Annotated in this window: 18 protein-coding genes; 15 read left to right on the forward strand and 3 right to left on the reverse strand. The window is 48.1% G+C overall.

Annotation, left to right across the window (positions count from 1 at the left end):
- Positions 1-50: 50 nt before the first annotated feature.
- The 9 genes from CSHOW_RS03435 (at position 51) to CSHOW_RS03475 (ending at position 7,934) form a co-directional block, all read left to right on the forward strand.
- On the forward strand, positions 51-407 hold the full coding sequence (locus CSHOW_RS03435; RefSeq protein WP_002948576.1) for a c-type cytochrome: 357 nt from the start codon (positions 51-53) through the stop codon (positions 405-407).
- Positions 404-1,819, forward strand: a complete 1,416-nt coding sequence (gene hemL, locus CSHOW_RS03440; RefSeq protein WP_002948577.1) for a glutamate-1-semialdehyde 2,1-aminomutase — start codon at positions 404-406, stop codon at positions 1,817-1,819. The genes CSHOW_RS03435 and hemL overlap by 4 nt, the downstream gene beginning before the upstream one ends.
- Positions 1,819-2,097 carry an AtpZ/AtpI family protein gene (locus CSHOW_RS03445; protein ID WP_002948578.1) on the forward strand — a complete coding sequence of 93 codons (279 nt, stop codon included), beginning with the start codon at positions 1,819-1,821 and terminating at the stop codon, positions 2,095-2,097. The genes hemL and CSHOW_RS03445 overlap by 1 nt, the downstream gene beginning before the upstream one ends.
- The gene (locus CSHOW_RS03450; protein WP_002948579.1) at positions 2,094-2,852 is read left to right on the forward strand and encodes a hypothetical protein; all 759 of its coding nucleotides are present in this window, start codon (positions 2,094-2,096) and stop codon (positions 2,850-2,852) included. Before CSHOW_RS03445 ends, CSHOW_RS03450 begins: the two co-directional genes overlap by 4 nt.
- The gene (locus CSHOW_RS03455) at positions 2,842-4,038 is read left to right on the forward strand and encodes an MFS transporter (protein WP_002948581.1); all 1,197 of its coding nucleotides are present in this window, start codon (positions 2,842-2,844) and stop codon (positions 4,036-4,038) included. Before CSHOW_RS03450 ends, CSHOW_RS03455 begins: the two co-directional genes overlap by 11 nt.
- Positions 4,039-4,068: 30 nt before the next feature.
- Positions 4,069-5,766, forward strand: a complete 1,698-nt coding sequence (gene fliK / locus CSHOW_RS03460; RefSeq protein WP_002948583.1) for a flagellar hook-length control protein FliK — start codon at positions 4,069-4,071, stop codon at positions 5,764-5,766.
- Between the two features lie 2 nt (positions 5,767-5,768).
- Positions 5,769-6,038: a FlhB-like flagellar biosynthesis protein gene (locus tag CSHOW_RS03465; RefSeq protein ID WP_002948585.1), complete on the forward strand. Its 270-nt coding sequence runs from the start codon at positions 5,769-5,771 to the stop codon at positions 6,036-6,038.
- 533 nt (positions 6,039-6,571) lie between these two features.
- Positions 6,572-7,135 (forward strand): CheB methylesterase domain-containing protein, encoded by a 564-nt coding sequence (locus CSHOW_RS03470; RefSeq protein ID WP_002948589.1) that lies wholly within the window; start codon positions 6,572-6,574, stop codon positions 7,133-7,135.
- Positions 7,128-7,934, forward strand: a complete 807-nt coding sequence (locus tag CSHOW_RS03475) for a CheR family methyltransferase (protein ID WP_002948592.1) — start codon at positions 7,128-7,130, stop codon at positions 7,932-7,934. Before CSHOW_RS03470 ends, CSHOW_RS03475 begins: the two co-directional genes overlap by 8 nt.
- 136 nt (positions 7,935-8,070) lie before the next feature.
- On the opposite strand, the gene CSHOW_RS03480 is transcribed toward CSHOW_RS03475, so the two are convergent.
- Together CSHOW_RS03480 and CSHOW_RS03485 are read right to left on the reverse strand one after the other, a co-directional pair.
- Positions 8,071-9,273, reverse strand: a complete 1,203-nt coding sequence (locus CSHOW_RS03480; RefSeq protein WP_002948600.1) for an MFS transporter — start codon at positions 9,271-9,273, stop codon at positions 8,071-8,073.
- 39 nt (positions 9,274-9,312) lie between these two features.
- Positions 9,313-9,765 (reverse strand): copper resistance protein NlpE N-terminal domain-containing protein, encoded by a 453-nt coding sequence (locus CSHOW_RS03485; RefSeq protein ID WP_002948603.1) that lies wholly within the window; start codon positions 9,763-9,765, stop codon positions 9,313-9,315.
- Positions 9,766-9,872: 107 nt separating this feature from the next.
- On the opposite strand from CSHOW_RS03485, the gene CSHOW_RS03490 reads away from it, so the two are divergent.
- The 3 genes from CSHOW_RS03490 to CSHOW_RS03500 all read left to right on the forward strand — a co-directional run bounded on the left by CSHOW_RS03490 (position 9,873) and on the right by CSHOW_RS03500 (position 11,620).
- Positions 9,873-10,793: an SPFH domain-containing protein gene (locus CSHOW_RS03490; RefSeq protein WP_002948605.1), complete on the forward strand. Its 921-nt coding sequence runs from the start codon at positions 9,873-9,875 to the stop codon at positions 10,791-10,793.
- Positions 10,790-11,188 (forward strand): NfeD family protein, encoded by a 399-nt coding sequence (locus tag CSHOW_RS03495; protein WP_039895211.1) that lies wholly within the window; start codon positions 10,790-10,792, stop codon positions 11,186-11,188. Before CSHOW_RS03490 ends, CSHOW_RS03495 begins: the two co-directional genes overlap by 4 nt.
- A 78-nt stretch (positions 11,189-11,266) precedes the next feature.
- The gene (locus tag CSHOW_RS03500; RefSeq protein ID WP_002948608.1) at positions 11,267-11,620 is read left to right on the forward strand and encodes an endonuclease V; all 354 of its coding nucleotides are present in this window, start codon (positions 11,267-11,269) and stop codon (positions 11,618-11,620) included.
- A 211-nt stretch (positions 11,621-11,831) separates the two neighbouring features.
- Here the strand turns inward: CSHOW_RS03500 and CSHOW_RS03505 are convergent, their stop codons facing one another.
- Positions 11,832-12,203, reverse strand: a complete 372-nt coding sequence (locus tag CSHOW_RS03505; protein WP_002948611.1) for a putative periplasmic lipoprotein — start codon at positions 12,201-12,203, stop codon at positions 11,832-11,834.
- A 309-nt stretch (positions 12,204-12,512) separates the two neighbouring features.
- Between CSHOW_RS03505 and CSHOW_RS03510 the strand changes: the two genes are divergently transcribed.
- Genes CSHOW_RS03510 through CSHOW_RS03520 form a run of 3 tightly spaced genes read left to right on the forward strand, consistent with a single transcriptional unit; the run spans position 12,513 to position 16,691 of the window.
- The gene (locus tag CSHOW_RS03510; RefSeq protein ID WP_002948612.1) at positions 12,513-13,562 is read left to right on the forward strand and encodes a dehypoxanthine futalosine cyclase; all 1,050 of its coding nucleotides are present in this window, start codon (positions 12,513-12,515) and stop codon (positions 13,560-13,562) included.
- A complete protein-coding gene (locus tag CSHOW_RS03515; protein WP_002948614.1) occupies positions 13,562-14,785 on the forward strand; it encodes a M16 family metallopeptidase in 1,224 nt (407 codons plus the stop codon). The genes CSHOW_RS03510 and CSHOW_RS03515 overlap by 1 nt, the downstream gene beginning before the upstream one ends.
- Positions 14,775-16,691, forward strand: a complete 1,917-nt coding sequence (locus tag CSHOW_RS03520; protein ID WP_002948617.1) for a DEAD/DEAH box helicase — start codon at positions 14,775-14,777, stop codon at positions 16,689-16,691. Before CSHOW_RS03515 ends, CSHOW_RS03520 begins: the two co-directional genes overlap by 11 nt.
- Positions 16,692-16,907 lie beyond the last annotated feature (216 nt).

Below are 16,907 nucleotides of genomic sequence, written 5' to 3' on the forward strand. Positions count from 1 at the left end.
TTGTATGATAGCTAATTTTAGATTAAATTTACGAAAAAGCGAAAGAATTTATGAAAATTTGGCTGATTTTTTGGTTGCTTTGTGGCGCGGCGTTTGCGAGCGATTTTATCACGAAAAACGAATACGCGAAGATGCTCTATCAAAACCCGCGCGGCATCGGCTGCGACAAGTGTCACGGCAAGGGCGGCGAAGGCTCGCTCATATCAAAATATAGACATTTCGATAAAAAAACCAAGCAGGTCATCGACGACGAGCTAAGAGCGCCCAGGATAAACAATCTTGATTTTGAGACGTTTAAAGAGGGTGTACTAAGCGCAAAAAGCGTGATGCCTAGCTACTTTCTAACCGACGAAGAGATAAATTTGCTTTACGAATACGTTATAAATTTCAACAAGGATAAAAAATGACAAACAAAGAAGCTTTCGGGCTGGCTAAAAAATATATCCCGGGCGGCGTGGATTCGCCCGTTCGCGCGTTTGGCAGCGTAGGCGGCGAGCCGTTTGTGGTGGACCGCGGCGAGGGCGCGTATCTAGTCGATATCGAGGGAAACCGCTATCTAGACTTCATTCAGAGCTGGGGACCGCTCATTTTCGGACACTGCGACCCTGATATCGAGAGTGCGGTGATAGCGACTGCCAAAAAAGGACTAAGCTTTGGCGCTCCGTCAAATTTGGAAACAAAGCTTGCTAAACTAATCTGCGACGAGTTTAAAAACGTAGAAAAGGTACGTTTTGTTAGCTCGGGCACGGAGGCCACGATGAGCGCGATACGCGTGGCGCGCGGCTTTAGCGGCAAGGACGGACTGATAAAATTTGAAGGCTGCTACCACGGGCACAGCGACGCGCTTTTGGTAAAGGCAGGTAGCGGCGCGACCACCTACGGCAATGCTTCCAGCGGCGGAGTACCGGCGGACGTGGTGAAAAACACGTATCTAGCGCGCTATAACGATATAGAAAGCGTGCGAGCGATATTTGAGGCAAATCCGGGCAAAATCGGCGCGCTAATCATCGAGCCGATCGCGGGAAATATGGGGCTCGTGCCTGCAGATAACGAGTTTTTGAGCGAGCTTAGACGCCTTTGCGACGAAAACGGCGCGGTGCTGATATTTGATGAGGTTATGAGCGGATTTCGCGCGAGTAGGCACGGATCGTTTGAATTTAACGGCATCGAGGCCGATCTCGTGACCTTTGGTAAGGTTATCGGCGGAGGCTGCCCGGCGGCGGCGTTTGGCGGAAAGGCTGCGATCATGGACTGTCTAAGCCCAGAAGGCGCGGTGTATCAGGCAGGTACGCTAAGCGGTAATCCCGTAGCTATGGCCGCCGGCATCGCAAGCCTGAGTAAAATTTTCGCCGATCATGATCTTTACGACCGTCTAAACAAGCTAGCCGTACTGTTCGCTCATGGGCTAAAAAGCGTCGCCACGAAGCACGGCATCGCACTGCAAACGACGGTGCGAGGCTCGATGTTTGGCTTTTTCTTTACCGCAAGCGAGGTTAAAAACTATGACGATGCGTTAAAAAGCGACGTCAAACTTTACGCCAAATTTCACGCCAAAATGCTTGAAAAAGGCGTTTATCTAGCGCCTAGCCAGTTTGAGACGGGCTTTATCTGCGACGCGATGAGCGAAGAGGATATTAAATTTGCGATTAAGTCCGCAGACGAGAGCTTTGCGGAGATAGTCGCGCAAGACGCGAGCGAGAACGAGGAGATGCGCGAGGTAAAAGCAAGGATCGCCGATCTAGAAGAGCGTCTAAAAGAGGCCAGAAAAGAGCGCGAAGCGATACAAGAACGCATGAAAAACAGCTGGGGATTTGCCTAATGGCGAAGATAAATTTAGGCGACGTCGTAAAGGGAGCCGAGCAGCTAAGTCTGGGCGTTTCTATCGTCGTCGCGCTTGCTATCGGGGCTGGGTTTGGCTACTGGATGATGAAGGAAACCGGCTGGACGTGGACGCTGTTTGCGGGCATCGCAGTCGGTATCGCCGCAGCCGGCCTAAACATCAAAAAGGCCTACGATGCGCAGATAAAAAGTCTCGACGAACTAAAAGATAAAGGTAAATTTAAACCCGCGAAAGACGATGACGAGGACGATGAGTGAATTTTAAGCTCCTTGCCGTTTACGGCGCGTTTGAGGCTTTGCTTTTGCTGGGCTCGGCGGCATTTGGCCGCGCGTGGTTTTACAGCTCGCAGGTTGCGTTTGCGGGCTCGCTTTTGGTGCTGGCTGCGACCTTTAGAGCCTACAAAAAACGCGTAGAAAACGGCGTGCGAGACTATGACGCCTATGCGGAGGACGACATAGACGAATGGGGCGAAAATCACGAGGAGTTTCCTGATCGCGCTGAAAACGCTAAATTTGACGGGCATGACCCGCACCGCGAAGATGCCAAGTGTCTGGACGCGTCAAATTTGGACGGCTCGGTAAAAGCAGATGCGAAATTTGACCAAGCGGCGGAGTTAAATTTAAGCGGCGAAAACGTGCTGGTTAAATTTGACGCGGCAACAGGACAAAACAAAGCCGCGCAGGGCAAATTTGACGAGCAAAATTTAAGCGGCACAAGCCAAAATAGCGGGTCAAATTTGAGCGCGGCAAGCGAGTCAAATTTGAGCGAATCAAATCAAGATAGCGAAGCCAAGCCATCAAAAAAGCAAAATTTTGCGCGTAATTTAAAGCAAAATTCGTCCAACTATTTCACCGCCTTCGTGCCTTTTCGGCTGATCGCGTATGCGGTTTTGGTCGTCGGATTTTTGGCGCTAAAAAGACAAGACAATCTTGATATCGCCGCGTTTTTGATCGCGCTTGCGGCGATGCCCGCGGGCGCTTTGATATATGGAGTAAAAAGCAATGAGAAATAGCTCGATAATAACGATCAGATCGATGTTTGCACTATTTGTGGGGATGGCGTTTTTGTTTGTGGGAAACGGCCTCATCATCAGCTCTGCGGGCGTCGAGCTAAAAAAAATGGGCGCGGACGAGCTAGAGACGGGATTTGTCATCGCAGTATTTTTCGTTGGAGCTATGGCGGCTACGATATTTTCGCACAAAATCGTCTCAAAAGTCGGCCACATCAGGAGCTTTGGGATATTTGCGTCGCTTTTTGGTATCGCGGCTATGTTTCACGACCTTAGCCAAAATCTCTACTTTTGGGCGTTTTTGCGCGGGTGTTTGGGATTTTGCTACTACTCGATTTTAATGATAATCGAAAGCTGGCTCAACGCGCGCGCTAGAAACGAAGTGCGCTCGCGAGTACTGGCATTTTACGAGATCACGTTTTACGTATGTTTTGGGCTGGGTATCCTCGTGCTATCGCTAAATTTATCCACTTCGCACGTGCTTTTGCTTAGCGCGGCGTTTATTTTGTTTTCGAGTATTCCTTTAAATTTAATCCGCATCAAAGAGCCGCCGATCCCCGAAAAAAAGAGCGTCTCGATCCCGAAGGTCTTTGCGCTCGTGCCTTTGGCGCTCATTACCAGCATCGTAGCGGGCATCCTCATAAACGGCTTTTTTGCGATGGCTAGCGTTTATATCCTGCTGCAAGGATACGGCGCGAGGGAGGTTTCGTTTTTTATGACCGTCGCGATGGCGGGCGGCTTTATCGCCCACTCTCTCATAGGCGGCTTTTCGGATAAATTCGGTCGCCGTCCTGCGATAATGTGCTGCGCGGGCGTGTCGCTGTGTGCGGCTATTTGTTTTTTGGCGCTTAAGCCCTCTATCTACGCGCAGTACGTTTTGTCGTTTTTTTTGGGTTCTGGCGCTTTTTGCCTCTACGCGTTATCGCTTGCTCGCGCCAACGACGTTTTAAAACACAAAAATCAAGGCATCGAAGTAGGGCGCGCCGTACTTTTTAGCTACTCTTTCGGCTCGCTTCTTTCGTCCGTGATAATGGGCGCTAGCATGCAAATTTTAGGCTTTGACGGCTTTATGTGGGTTTACGTGGCGTTGCTTGCGTTTCTTATCGCGTTTTGCCTCACGCAAAAGACCGTTCCGCTTGAAAGCAGAAGCGACTTTGAGCACAGCCCCGGCACGATGGCAAATAGCTAATGAAAATCTCAAATTTGACGATATAGCCGTATGGAATCAGTAAGCAACTCAGTAAGCTCGCAAATCGCGACCCAGGCCGCAGTCGGCGGCGCGCTACCCAAAACCGGCGGCGTAGGCGGCGCAAACGCCGGACAAACGGGGCAAGCAGGCGAAACTAAAAATCTTTTTAAAAATCAGCCAGCACCCTCGCAAAATTTGGACTCCGAGGCCGCGGATAATGCCGTAAAGGATCTAGATAAGCTCGTAAATAAGCTTTTAAACGAGCTAAAATCAAGCCCGACGCAGGCCAAAGAGCTAGCCGCGCAGGCGAAAAATCTGCAGCTCTCTCCAAATCTCGCAAAAGATATGAAAAGCCTCGTCGCACTTGCCGAAAACGAGCCTGATCTAAAGGAATTCGCGCTTAAACTAAAGGAGTTTTTAAAGCCCGTCGCCGATCTAAAAAGCGCTCCGCTAAACGAGCAGATAAAAAACTCGGGCATCATGCTGGAGGCAAATTTAAAAGAGGCGCTAAACGGCAAATTTAATCTACCCAGTGCGATAAATAAGCTGTTTGGCGATATAAAAAATCTCTCAAATCAGCAGCTTTTGGAGCAAATTTCAGCCTTAGCTAAGGATGACAGCCTAAGCACGAACGAGAGCTTTGTGAGGCTTGATCAAATTTTACAAAACGCTAAAACCGCGGCCAAAGATACGCTAGCGAGCTCGCCTTTTAAACAGCTTTTTGAGATCGCTGATAAGCTCGAAAACGCGGCTAAATTTATGGATAAACAGGCAAATGCGATGAGTAGCAGCGGACTAAGCCTAAACGAAAAAACGCTAAACGCCGAGCTAAATAAAATCTCGCAGCTGCTGGCAAACACGGGCGAAAAAATGCAAAATTTAAACAGCGAAAAGCTAAGTCAAAACAGGGGCTTTGCTTTAAATTTCGCCGAGCTAAAAAGCGCGATAAAAGATTTAACGGACGAGCTTAGCGCGCTTGCGGCCTCGCAGGATAAATTTAACGATTTCGCGCAAAAAATCATCCAAGATGGCGCAGAGGGAAACGAGAGCGCGACGCTGCAAGACAAGCTGCAAAATGCGGCTAGAAAGCTAAATTTCGCCCTGCAAATCGCCGATAAAGCGGGCTTTGAAGCAAAAAATAACTTAGATGAGGTCGGCAAGTTAATAAAGCAGCAAAACATCGCTCGCGCCGAGCTTGGCGCCGTGACGCCAAAAAGCGCCGAAGAGACGGCAAAGGTGCTACAAAACGACGTAAAAAGCGCGCTTTTAAATATGCAGTCAAAGTCCCCAGACGCTAGCCCAGTAAAAGACGCCGCCTCAAAGCTGCTCGCTCAAATCGAGATGCATCAGCTAGCCTCCGCGGTCGCAGGCGGCATGCAGACCTATTTACCGTACGTCTGGGAGGGCGTAGAGGGCGGAAACATCAGGTTTAAGCAGGGCAAAAAGCAAAAACACTACGCGCAAATCGATCTAAATTTTCAAAATTTCGGGCAGATCAACATCATGGTGGCGCTTAGCGAAAACAAATACATCGACCTTGCGATCGCGACGCAAAAAGAGGAGTTTAAGGAGCTAATTTTAAGCGGCGCGAAGGAGCTAAAAAAGGCTATCGGCGAGCAGGGTTTGATAGTATCGAATTTTAGCCTAAAAACTATGCCTAAACTGCGCCTTAGCGGCGTTTACGGCGGTCTGGATAGGCTTGATATGGGCTTTGATAAAAAGGCGTAAATTTGGCGAAAGTACAAAAAACTAAAAAAGCCGTGGCTCTTGGCTACAACCGCCAAAAAGATAACGCGCCTAAGGTGCTAGCTACGGGTTCTGGCGAAGTGGCGAAAAATATCATAAACCTAGCCAAATCCCACGACATACCGATCAAAGAGGACGCCGATCTAATCGAGGTTCTAAGTAAGGTCGATCTAAACGAGGAAGTCCCGCCAAATCTATATAAAGCAGTCGCCGAAATCTTTAACTTTTTGTATCAAATGACGAATAAAAAATAGGGCGTCTACGGCAAAACAGAAGCAATAGTGGGTTATTTTTAAGCGTAAATTTGGACTTGAACCGGGAAATTTAAATGAAAAAGACGGTCGGGATAATACTAATTTTAGCCTTGCCTTTGCTAATCTTGTTTTTGGCTCTAGTTTTTTGCTAGCGGTAATGCGTCAAAAGGCGCAAACTACCCAAAACACGCGCTAGAAAAAGCGGTAACGCATGATAAAAAGAGCCTCATCCAAAGAAGATAAAACCGCCCGCTATCAAGTAAAATTTGACGGAAATCTCGTAGCAAAAAGCCGTAAATTTTAAGATAGATACAAAAATGACGCATAAAATTAGGTACAAATGCCGAGTTTAAAGTAAAATTTGACGACTATTCCGCCGCTACTGCAAGCGCAAAAATCTCGTCCAAAATTTGCCGCAGCACCCAGTTGTCGTAAAATTGTTTGTATTATTTTATGTATTTTTGCCTTATAGCTAAATTTAATACGAATAAAGATAAAATAGCCGTAAATTTAACTCAAAAAACGGAATAAATTTGAAACAAAAACTGGTCTTAGTCGGCGCCTCGACGGGCGGTCCGGGACATTTAAAAAGGCTTTTTAAAGGACTTGAGCTAAACGGAGCTAGCGTCGTTATCGCGCAGCATATGAGCCTGGCTTTCATCCCTAGTTTTATCTCGCAGTTTGACAAAGAGTGCGCGGCGCAGGTCGTGATGCTAGGCGCGCCCGTGCAGCTAAAAAGCGCGATATATATCTGCGAGAAAAACTCCGAGATAATCTCTGCTAGCCCCCTAACGGCCGGCATGTGCTCGCCTATGAAAGAGACCACGTATAACCCGAACGTAGACGTGCTTTTTCACTCGGGCGTGCAGGCTTGCAAATTTGCCGACGTCATGGCGATCCTGTTAACTGGCATCGGCGACGACGGCGCGCGCGGGCTAAACGAGCTATATAAAGCCGGCGCTAAATGTATCGCCGAAAACGAGGAGAGCGCGATCGTCTACGGCATGCCAAAACGCGCGAAAGAAATCAACGCAAATTTAAGGTCGCTACCCATCGGCGGTATAAGGGCGGAATTAGAAAGGTTTTTACATGCTTGAAAATGCAAATTTGGCACCCGCTCCTAGCGATGCGGCGGGGCTAAATAAATTCGTTGAAGTCATCAAAAATATGTGCGGAGTGGATCTAGAGTCCAAAAAGGATATTATAAAACAGCGCCTAATAAATTTCAGCCAAGCAAACGGCATTCTAAGCTTTGAAGCGCTAAGCTCAAAAGTCGTCGTAGACCGCTTTATGAGGCAAGAAATCGTAAATTTGATCACCACGAACGAGACTTATTTTTACAGAGAGTTGCCGCAGCTACAAGCCGCGATATACTACGCCAGAGAGGAGCTTGATAACGTGCGGATACTGTGCGCACCGTGCTCGACGGGCGATGAGGCGTACTCGCTAGGTATGCTAGCACACTCAAATTTGCTCGACGTAAATCGCGTCAGCATCGTGGGTATAGACATAAACTCCGAGGCTATTGATAGCTGTAAAAATGGCGTTTATAACGAGCGCTCACTGCACCGCTTAAACGACAATCAAAAAAATATATACTTTACAAAACGCGACGACAAGTACGAAATCAAGCGCGAGATGCTGCCTAGATGCGAGTTTAGCGTGGCAAATATCTTTGACGACGCGATCTTTAAGCTCGGCAAATTTGACATCATTTTCTCGCGAAATATGATGATTTATTTTAACGAGGAATTTAAGCTAAAAACCGTCGAGCGCTTTCATAAAATTTTGAGCGATCACGGCAGGCTCTATGTCGGACATGCTGATCTGGTGCCGTTTACGACGCTTTATAAAAAGCATATTTCAAACGGAACGACTTATTACGCTAAAGCCTGAGCGGGGTAAATTGCTGTTAAATTTGATTGATAAATTTGACGTGAGAGGACGGATGCGTTTTTGACGCGGACGGCAAATTTACCGGCTCAAATTTGACTAAATTTGCCACTTGCCAAACCCGCGCTGTAGAGCAAATTTACGCTAGCTCGTCTCTGTAAATTTTACGCACAAATATCCAATAAATCGCTCCGGCAAAAAACATACAGCCTATTAGAGCCGTGATCAGCGAGAGGCTGAGTCCTAGCTCAAAAAGCAATCCTATGCCGCTAGAGATCACCGCCGCGACGCCCAGATAAACCATGTCGTTATAGGCGATTATACGGCCGTAGTACGCCGGATCGCACTTTTGCTGGATGAGCGTGTAGGTGTAGCTCCAAAGCGTCGAGGTGAAAAACCCGGCGCAGAAAATCCCGATAAATCCGATATAAAAGTTAAACTGCAGTGCGCTCCACGCAATGACGCCAAGACCATGCCCGACGTAGATATAGACGAGATTAGCGTTTGAGACGAATTTGCTAAGCACGAGCGGACCGACGATGAGAGCGACGGCGCGGCAGGCGTTTATGTAGCCGATGATGAGCGATGCCGAGAGTAGGCCTGCGTACGGATAGTCGGCTAGTAGCGCCACGAGCGCGTCGTAGCTAGTCACGCCTACTACAGCGTGCAGCATGATGAGGTGCGCGATGAGGGGGTTTTGTTTTACGTATTTTAGGCCGTTTTTTAGCATCTCGCGGACTTTTTCGCCGCCTTTTTTAGCTCGCACGGCGATATCTGTTTTAAGCAGGACAATGAGCGCCACGCCGTAAAGAGCGCAGTCTAGCAAAAAGGCGCTTTTGATCCCGAAAAAATGGATATAAATGCCCGCTAGCCCCATGCCCGCTGTGTATGAAAACGCCCAAATGAGCGAGTGGATCTCGTTTGCGGTTTTTATCTCGTCTTTGTTTAAAATTTTAGGAAAAAGGCTCATCTCGACCTGAAAATACGTCCCACCGGCTCCGACTCTGATAAATATTATCACGAATAGCAGCCACATCAAGGAGAGTTTGTCGATAAAAACTAGCATAAAAACCGTCGCCATCTCTACGACCGTGAGCGCTATTAGCATAGGTTTGGGGCTAAATTTATCAACCACGATACCGCTAAAAGGCGATAGTAGCACGCCCGGCACGAAAGCTAACGCAGCCGCCGCCGTGATCGCCCAAACGGGCGCGTCAAGCTCAATAAGCAGCGTAAAAATGCCAGTGTGCGAGAACCAAACGCCGAAATAACAAATCAGCTGTATGAGCGAGAGGCGCGCGAAAACGGGCTGGGTTTTTAGTAGGTCGATAAATTTACTCATTTTGGGCTTAGGGTTAAATCTGAGCGCTAAATTTGCCGTTTAGTTTGCTTCTACTTTTTTGTAGATGCGCTCCTGGGCGAAATTTTCTTTGATAAAGCTGTTTTGGTTGCTGATCTGGCGTAGCGTATCGCCGCTAATCTCGAAATTTAGCTTTTCGCGGTATTGATTCGTCACTCTTAGGGTGTTGCCCTCTATCTCGTAAATGCCCGTTTGCAGCTCTCTTTGCGCGATCTTTTTTTGATAAACGGTGTCGATTTTAAACGTTTTGTCGGCGTTTAGTGTTAGCGTGCTTTTTGAGTTTTCGCTACATCCGTCGCAAAACACCTTAGCCTCGTAAACGCCGATCAAATTTTCCTTATCTACCTCGGTGCCGCACGTTTCAAAAACCTCCGTGCTGCCGCACTTTTTGCTATTTACCGCACTTGCGCCGCCGCTTGCCGCACAGCCCGCAAATATCATCGCAGCTGCGGCTAAAAATAAAATATTTTTCATGATTTATCCTTAAAATTTTGGCTAATTATACTAAAAATTTTCCGCTAAAATGGCGATTTTTTAGCAAAAAGCGGCTAAAATGATGAAAAATATTTTAAGGAGTAGTCATGGAAGAGAGTATCCCGTTTGTCGTATTTGCCGTGGTCGTGCTGGCCTTTGCGGTCTTGTTTTTAAAAGCTGGCATTAAGATCATCTCACAGTCTGATATCTACATCGTCGAGCGTTTGGGTAAATTTCACAAGGTGCTTGACGGCGGATTTCATATCATCATCCCGTTTGTAGATCAGATCCGCGCCGTGATCACCGTGCGCGAGCAGCTAGTAGATATCACGAAACAGCAAGTTATCACAAAAGATAACGTAAACATAAGCGTCGACGGCATCGTGTTTTTAAAGGTCGTGGACGGCAAAATGGCTCTATATAACGTCGATAGCTACAAGCGCGCGATCGCAAATTTAGCCATGACGACGCTGCGCGGCGAGATCGGTGCGATGAATCTCGATGATACGCTTAGCTCGCGCGACCGCCTAAACTCCGCGCTACAAAGAGCGCTCGGAGACGCCGCCGATAACTGGGGCGTAAAGATCATGCGCGTCGAGATCTCCGAGATCTCCGTCCCGCACGGCATCGAAGAGGCGATGAATCTACAAATGAAAGCCGAGCGCGAAAAACGCGCGATCGAGCTAAAAGCACAGGCCGAAAAAGAGGCGCTCATCCGCAACGCTGAGGCGCTAAAACAAGAAAAAGTATTGCAAGCCGAAGCTATCGAGCGTATGGCCGATGCGAAAAAATACGAGCAAATCGCGCTAGCCACGGCTCAAAAAGAGGCGATGGACATGATAAACGAAAGCATGGCGCAAAACGCAAAAGCCGCCGAGTTCCTGCTCGCGCGCGACCGCGTAGGAGCCTTTAACGAGCTAGCCAAAAACGGCTCGAAAGATAAAATTTTAGTCCCTTACGAAGCGACCGAGCTCATTGGCTCTCTAAGCGTCTTAAAGGACTTTTTAGGCGCTAGGGCGGCGAAATGATACCCGCGTACTTAATGCTGGCTGCGGGCATAGGCCTAATCATGCTCGAGTTTATGCTGGGTAGCTTTTTCGTGCTATTTTTCGGGCTTGGATTTTTAGCGGTCGGAGTTTTGGGATTTTTTATCGATATCGCTTGGGAGTATCAAATTTTACTCATCGCTATCGTCTCATTGGTCCTGCTTTTTGCGCTTAGAAAGCCGCTAAAGGCCAAATTTAACCAGCACGAAAGCGAAGTCAAAGACGATTTTTTAAACGAGAGCGGCGAGGGCGAGATCAGAGAGGGTATGGTTTATTTTAAAGGCACTTTATGGCACTACGACGGAAATTTAGCCGAGGGCTCGAAGGTGCGCGTGCTTGGCACGAAGGGGAATAAAGTCGTTTTAGAGCGAGATTAAATTTGACTTTTTAGGGCGGCTTTTTGATGCTTTGTTTGCTTTTTTGCGTCGCTCAAATTTAAGTAAAAAAGGATAGCGGTGAAACTTGCCGTAGATGCGTATTATGCGGGAAGCAAGGCTAAAGTCGTAGGGGTTTTGTTTGAAAACTTTAGCGACGAAAAGCCGCTTGAAATCATATCAAAAATAGTAGACGACGTAGCGCCCTATGAGAGCGGAAGCTTTTATAAAAGGGAGCTACCGTGCATCGTCTCGCTTTTGCAGGATTTGGATGTGCGGGATATCTCGCTCATCGTGGTCGACGGTTTCGTTTATCTTGACGACGATGGCAGATACGGTCTGGGCGGGCATTTATACGAGCGTTTGGAGCGCAGAGTGCAGATCGTAGGCGTAGCCAAATCGCCTTTTAAAGGCAGCTGCAAGCTCGTAAGATAAATTTGCAGAGGCGGTAGCAAAAGGCCGCTTTTTGTTAGCGCGGCCGGTATCGACCTAGACGAAGCGGCGCGGCTCGTAAAGGGAATGAGCGGCGAGACTAAAAGCGATTTTTAACTACTTTGTTGCGAAATTCGAGCTTAATTTTGCTGTTGCCAGCTGGCGTAAATTTGATGGGAAGTGCGATCAAATTTGACCTTGATCGCATTAAATTTTAGTGTTTGTGATGAGGGCAGGCGTGCGCTTTGTCGCTTGCGCTGCTTTTGCCGTGATGGGCGCAGCCTTTATCTTGCGCGCACCCGTGCGCTTTCGCGTCGCATTTTGGGCATGGTTTTGATTTGGCGCAGTCTCCACTACAGCCGAGATTTTTGTCCGCTCCGTGATTTCCGTGATGAGGGCACTCTTTCATCGCGCCGTGAGACTGGGCGCAGCTAGCGTTTGCCATGCCGTGATGAGGGCAGCTTGCGTCTTTTATCTGCGTAGCGTGGCGATACTCTTGCGCGTTTTGCTGGGCAGGAGCTGGTTTGTTTGCTGCGCAGCCTGCAAAAACTAGCGCCAAAATCACAGCTAAAACTAAATTTTTCATCTTTTCTCCTTTGATAAAATGTCTCGGGATTTTATCAAATTTAAGCTTTATAAATAGGGCTAAATTTAAAAAGCCGTTGCAAATTTGACTCTAGGTTTTATGCAATCGACTATCTGTGACGGTGCGGAGCGTCGCAGCTAGCGACAAAAGGCTAAATTTTAGCTTGAAAGTGTCTTTTGCGGATTTTAAAATTATTTCTTTGTCTTTGCGTATGCCGTAAAATGATATCCGCAAGACGTTAAAGACGTGAATTTATCAAAGATAAAAGCGTTTTTCGCTAAACTCGCGTAAAAAATTTAAAGGAAAAATTTGACTAGACTAAGCGTAGACGAGGCGGTAAATTTGATAGAAAACGCCGAGCTAAACGAGCTTGGAGCGATGGCTCTGGCGCGCAAGCGCGAGCTGCATCCAGATGGCGTCACGACCTTTATCGTGGATAGAAATATCAACTACACGAACGCATGCTGGGTGGACTGTAAATTTTGCGCGTTTTACCGCGATCACAAGGACGAGGAGGCCTATGTGCTCGGCTTTGACGAGATCGGGCAAAAGATCGAGGAGCTCATCGCTATCGGCGGGACGCAAATTTTATTTCAAGGCGGCGTACACCCGAAGCTAAAAATCGAGTGGTACGAGGATCTCGTGGAGTTTATCGCAAAAAAATATCCAAGCATCACGATTCACGGATTTTCCGCAGTCGAGATCGACTATATCGCGAGGATTTCGCGTATCAGCACGAGGGAGGTGCTGCGTAGGCTGCGAGAAAAGGGGCTCTACTCGATGCCGGGCGCCGGAGCAGAGATACTCAGCGACCGCGTCCGCAACGTGATCGCGCCTAAAAAATGCGACGTAGAGACCTGGCTGCGCATCCACCGCGAGGCGCACGAGGAGGGGCTAAAGACGACTGCTACGATGATGTTTGGCACTGTCGAAACCACGCGCGATATCGTGGAGCACTGGGAGCATATTAGGAGTTTACAAGACGTTACGGGCGGCTTTAGAGCGTTTATACTGTGGAGCTTTCAGGGGCTAAACACCCGCCTAGCCGCCGAGCATCCCGAGATCAAAAAGCAAAGCTCAAATCGCTATTTGCGCCTGCTTGCGGTCTCTAGGCTGTTTTTAGACAACGTGCCAAATATCCAAAGCAGCTGGGTTACGCAGGGTAGCTACATCGGGCAGCTAGCCTTGCTGTTTGGCGCAAACGACCTAGGCAGCACGATGATGGAGGAAAACGTCGTCAAGGCCGCGGGCGCTAGTTACCGCATGAATCAAGACGAGATGATACGCCTCATCAAGGACATCGGCGAAAAACCCGCCAAACGCAATACCAATTACGATATTTTAGAAAGGTTTTATTGATGAAAATCATAAATTTAAAAGCCGCAAATTTACAAATCCCTACCGTTTACGAGGCTAGCAAAACCTTGCCAGCGGTGAGCCTAAAGCTTATTTTCAAGGTCGCCGGAGCTTGCGCGGAGGAAAAGGCCGGACTTGCTAAATTCGTCGCTAAAATTTTTGACGAAGGAACGCTAAGCAAGGGCGCGGCGGGCTTTGCCAAAGAGCTTGAAACGCGCGCGATTAGCCTTTACGCGAGCGCGGGATTTGAGACCTTTGCGTTTGAGCTAAACTGTCTAAAGGAGCACTTTTCTTTTGCGCTTGCTAAGCTAAAAGAGCTTTTAGAAGAGCCAAATTTAAGCCAAAAAAGCTTTGAGAAGGTGCGAACTCTGACTCTGGGCGAGATATCTAGCAACGAGAGCGACTACGACTATCTAGCTAGAGTCGCGCTAAACGGGCTGCTATATCCTGGTACGAATCTAGCAAGGCCTAGCATCGGCACGAAGCAAAGCGTGGAGAGCATCACGCTGGAGGACGTTAAAAATTTCATCGCTAGCAAGCTTGATCTGGCAAATTTATTCGTAGTTCTGGGTGGCGAAGTGACGCCAGAGGAGCTAAATTTGGACGAGATTTTAAGCTCACTAAAGGCGGGCGAAGCGCGCGAGCTAAAACTGCTAAAAACAGATGAAAAATGCGGCCAAAAGTCCATAATCAAGCCTAGCGAGCAAGCCTATATCTACTTTGGCGCGCCTTTTGACGTTTCCCGCGAAGAGCGATATAAAGCAAAGGTTGCGACATTTATTTTGGGCGAAGGCGGCTTTGGCAGTAGGCTGATGGAGGAGATCCGCGTGAAGCGCGGGCTAGCGTATTCGGCGTACGCTAGGAGCGAATTTGCGCTCAGTCACTCGCAAATTTGGGGCTATCTGCAAACCAAAAACGAGAGCAGGAGCGAGGCGGTCGCGGTCGTGAAAGACGAATTTGCAAAATTCGTCAAAAACGGCGTGAAAGCTGGCGAACTAGCGCAGGCCAAAAGATTTTTGCTAGGCTCTCAGCCGCTACGCCAGGAGACGCTTTTTAACCGCTTAAACATCGCTCAGAGCGAGTTTTATAACGGCTTTAAATTAGGAAATTTTAAAGACGAGCTAGAAAAAATATCAAAGCTAAAGCTTGCCGAGCTAAACGCGTTTATAGCGGAGCACGCGGAGATAGAAAAGCTCAGTTTTGCCGTGCTTTACAATGAAATTTGATGAAAAAGACAGAATAAATCTAAAAAAAATCGGCGTAACCACTCTGCTCGACCTCGCGCTTAAGCTTCCTAAAAGCTTCGAGGATACGAGCCTGGCCGCCGCGCCAAAAGACGGACACGTGAGCGTCGCCGTAGAGATAAAAAGCGCGTATCGCCAGGGCGGGATGCTGCACGCCGTATGCTGGTGCGAGGCGTGGGAGCAAAACGTCAAGATCGTGATTTTTAACGCCAAGCCTTGGCATCACGGCGCTTTTAAGGTCGGCAAAAGCGTATTTGTAAGCGGCAAATGCGTCTACGCCTACGGCTCGTGGCAGCTAACTAATCCAAAAATCGTCACGAAAATAAACGAAATCATACCAAAATACAAGCTCACTCTTAGAGACGATTCGTTTAAAAATTTGATCCAAAAATACGTCAATTTGCCAAATTTGATCGAGGCGGGACTCGCGCCCAGAGAGGCCGAGTTTTTGCTGGATCTGCACCGAGGAGACGAAAAAAGCGTCGCGATACTAGATGCCCTCGTTCGAGAAAAAGCGGGCGAGGACGTTTTAAAATTTGTCGAAATTTACAACTACCTAAAAAAACTAAATGCCAAAAAAACTCACTTTAAGGCGCCTAAAATCAAGCTTTTTGACATTTCTTCGTGGCTTAAAAATTTGCCGTTTGCACCCACGGACGATCAGCTAAACGCCATCGCTGATCTGCGTGCGGACTTTAGCGGCGAGGAGGCGGTGCGGCGCGTCGTGATGGGCGATGTGGGCAGCGGCAAGACTCTCGTGATGCTAGCCGCCGCGCTTAGCGTATATCCACGCGCTGCGCTCATCATGGCGCCTACGTCGATACTAGCTGAGCAAATTTACGCAGAGGCGGCGCGTTTGCTGCCTGATTTTATGCGCGTTTTGCTAGTTAAAAGCGGCGATAAGCCCGAATTTGACGGCGTAAATCTCATCATCGGCACGCATGTTTTGCTTTATCAAAGCTTGCCCGCAGCGCCGCTCGTTATGATAGATGAGCAGCACCGTTTCGGCTCGAATCAGCGCGAGAAAATCAACGCTCTAGCTAGCGGAGAGCTTGGGCGAGACCCGCAGCTTGATGAAGCGGACGGCGAATTTGACGGTAAATTTAAGGAGGGTGAGCAGTCAAATTTGACTGAAATCGTGCCCGAAGATCGGCAGGCAAAAAAGGCGGACGAGACCAAGGCTCACGTCGTGCAGTTTTCCGCAACTCCGATCCCGCGAACGCTAAGCATGATACAAAGCAGCTTTGCAGAATTTAGTTTCCTAAAGCAGATGCCGTTTGAAAAACACATCCACACGCAAATTTTACAGAGTGCGGACTTTGGTGAGTTGCTGACGCATATCAAAGCGCAAATCACCAAAGGCAAGCAAGTCGCCGTGATATATCCGCTGGTCGAAAGTAGCGAAAACTCGAACTATCAGGGGCTGGAGGAAGTGCAAGGATTTTGGCGGGCGAATTTTGCAAATGTCTACGTCACGCATGGCAAAGACAAAGAAAAAGAGCAGGTGCTGCGAGAATTTCGCGAGCGCGGAGACGTGCTACTCTCGACGACGGTTGTTGAGGTCGGCATCTCGCTGCCGCGGCTTAGCACGATCGTAATCGTTGGCGCAGAAAGGCTAGGGCTAGCGAGTCTACATCAGCTGCGCGGACGAGTAGGGCGAAACGGAGGTAGCGGATTTTGCTTTTTATTTACAAAGCTCAAAAATCCGCCAACGCGCCTGAGGGAGTTTTGCCAGACGCTGGACGGCTTTAAGATCGCCGAGATAGACCTAAAAAATCGCCAAAGTGGCGATATCCTAAACGGCGCGTTTCAGCACGGTGCGATATTTGAATACTACGACTATGAAGAGGAAATTACGCAAGCGGCGAAGGATAGGCTTGGAATTTAGCTAATTTTGTCTTTTAATTTTGCAAAATTTGGTGGCCTATTTGGTTTTTTAGTGGATTAAAATTTGAAATAAAATCGGTAAAATTTGCTTGATCTGAAATTTAAAGATGATTTTTTATATTTTCGACTTGGTTAAAGCTATTATAATTGCGTGGAGTAGCTTTTATAGTGGATTGTTGAAGCGCGGAATCAGTGCGAAACCAAATGCTTGCGATTA

Origin of the sequence: Campylobacter showae (assembly GCF_004803815.1) — a bacterium.
GTDB classification, from domain to species: Bacteria; Campylobacterota; Campylobacteria; order Campylobacterales; family Campylobacteraceae; genus Campylobacter_A; species Campylobacter_A showae.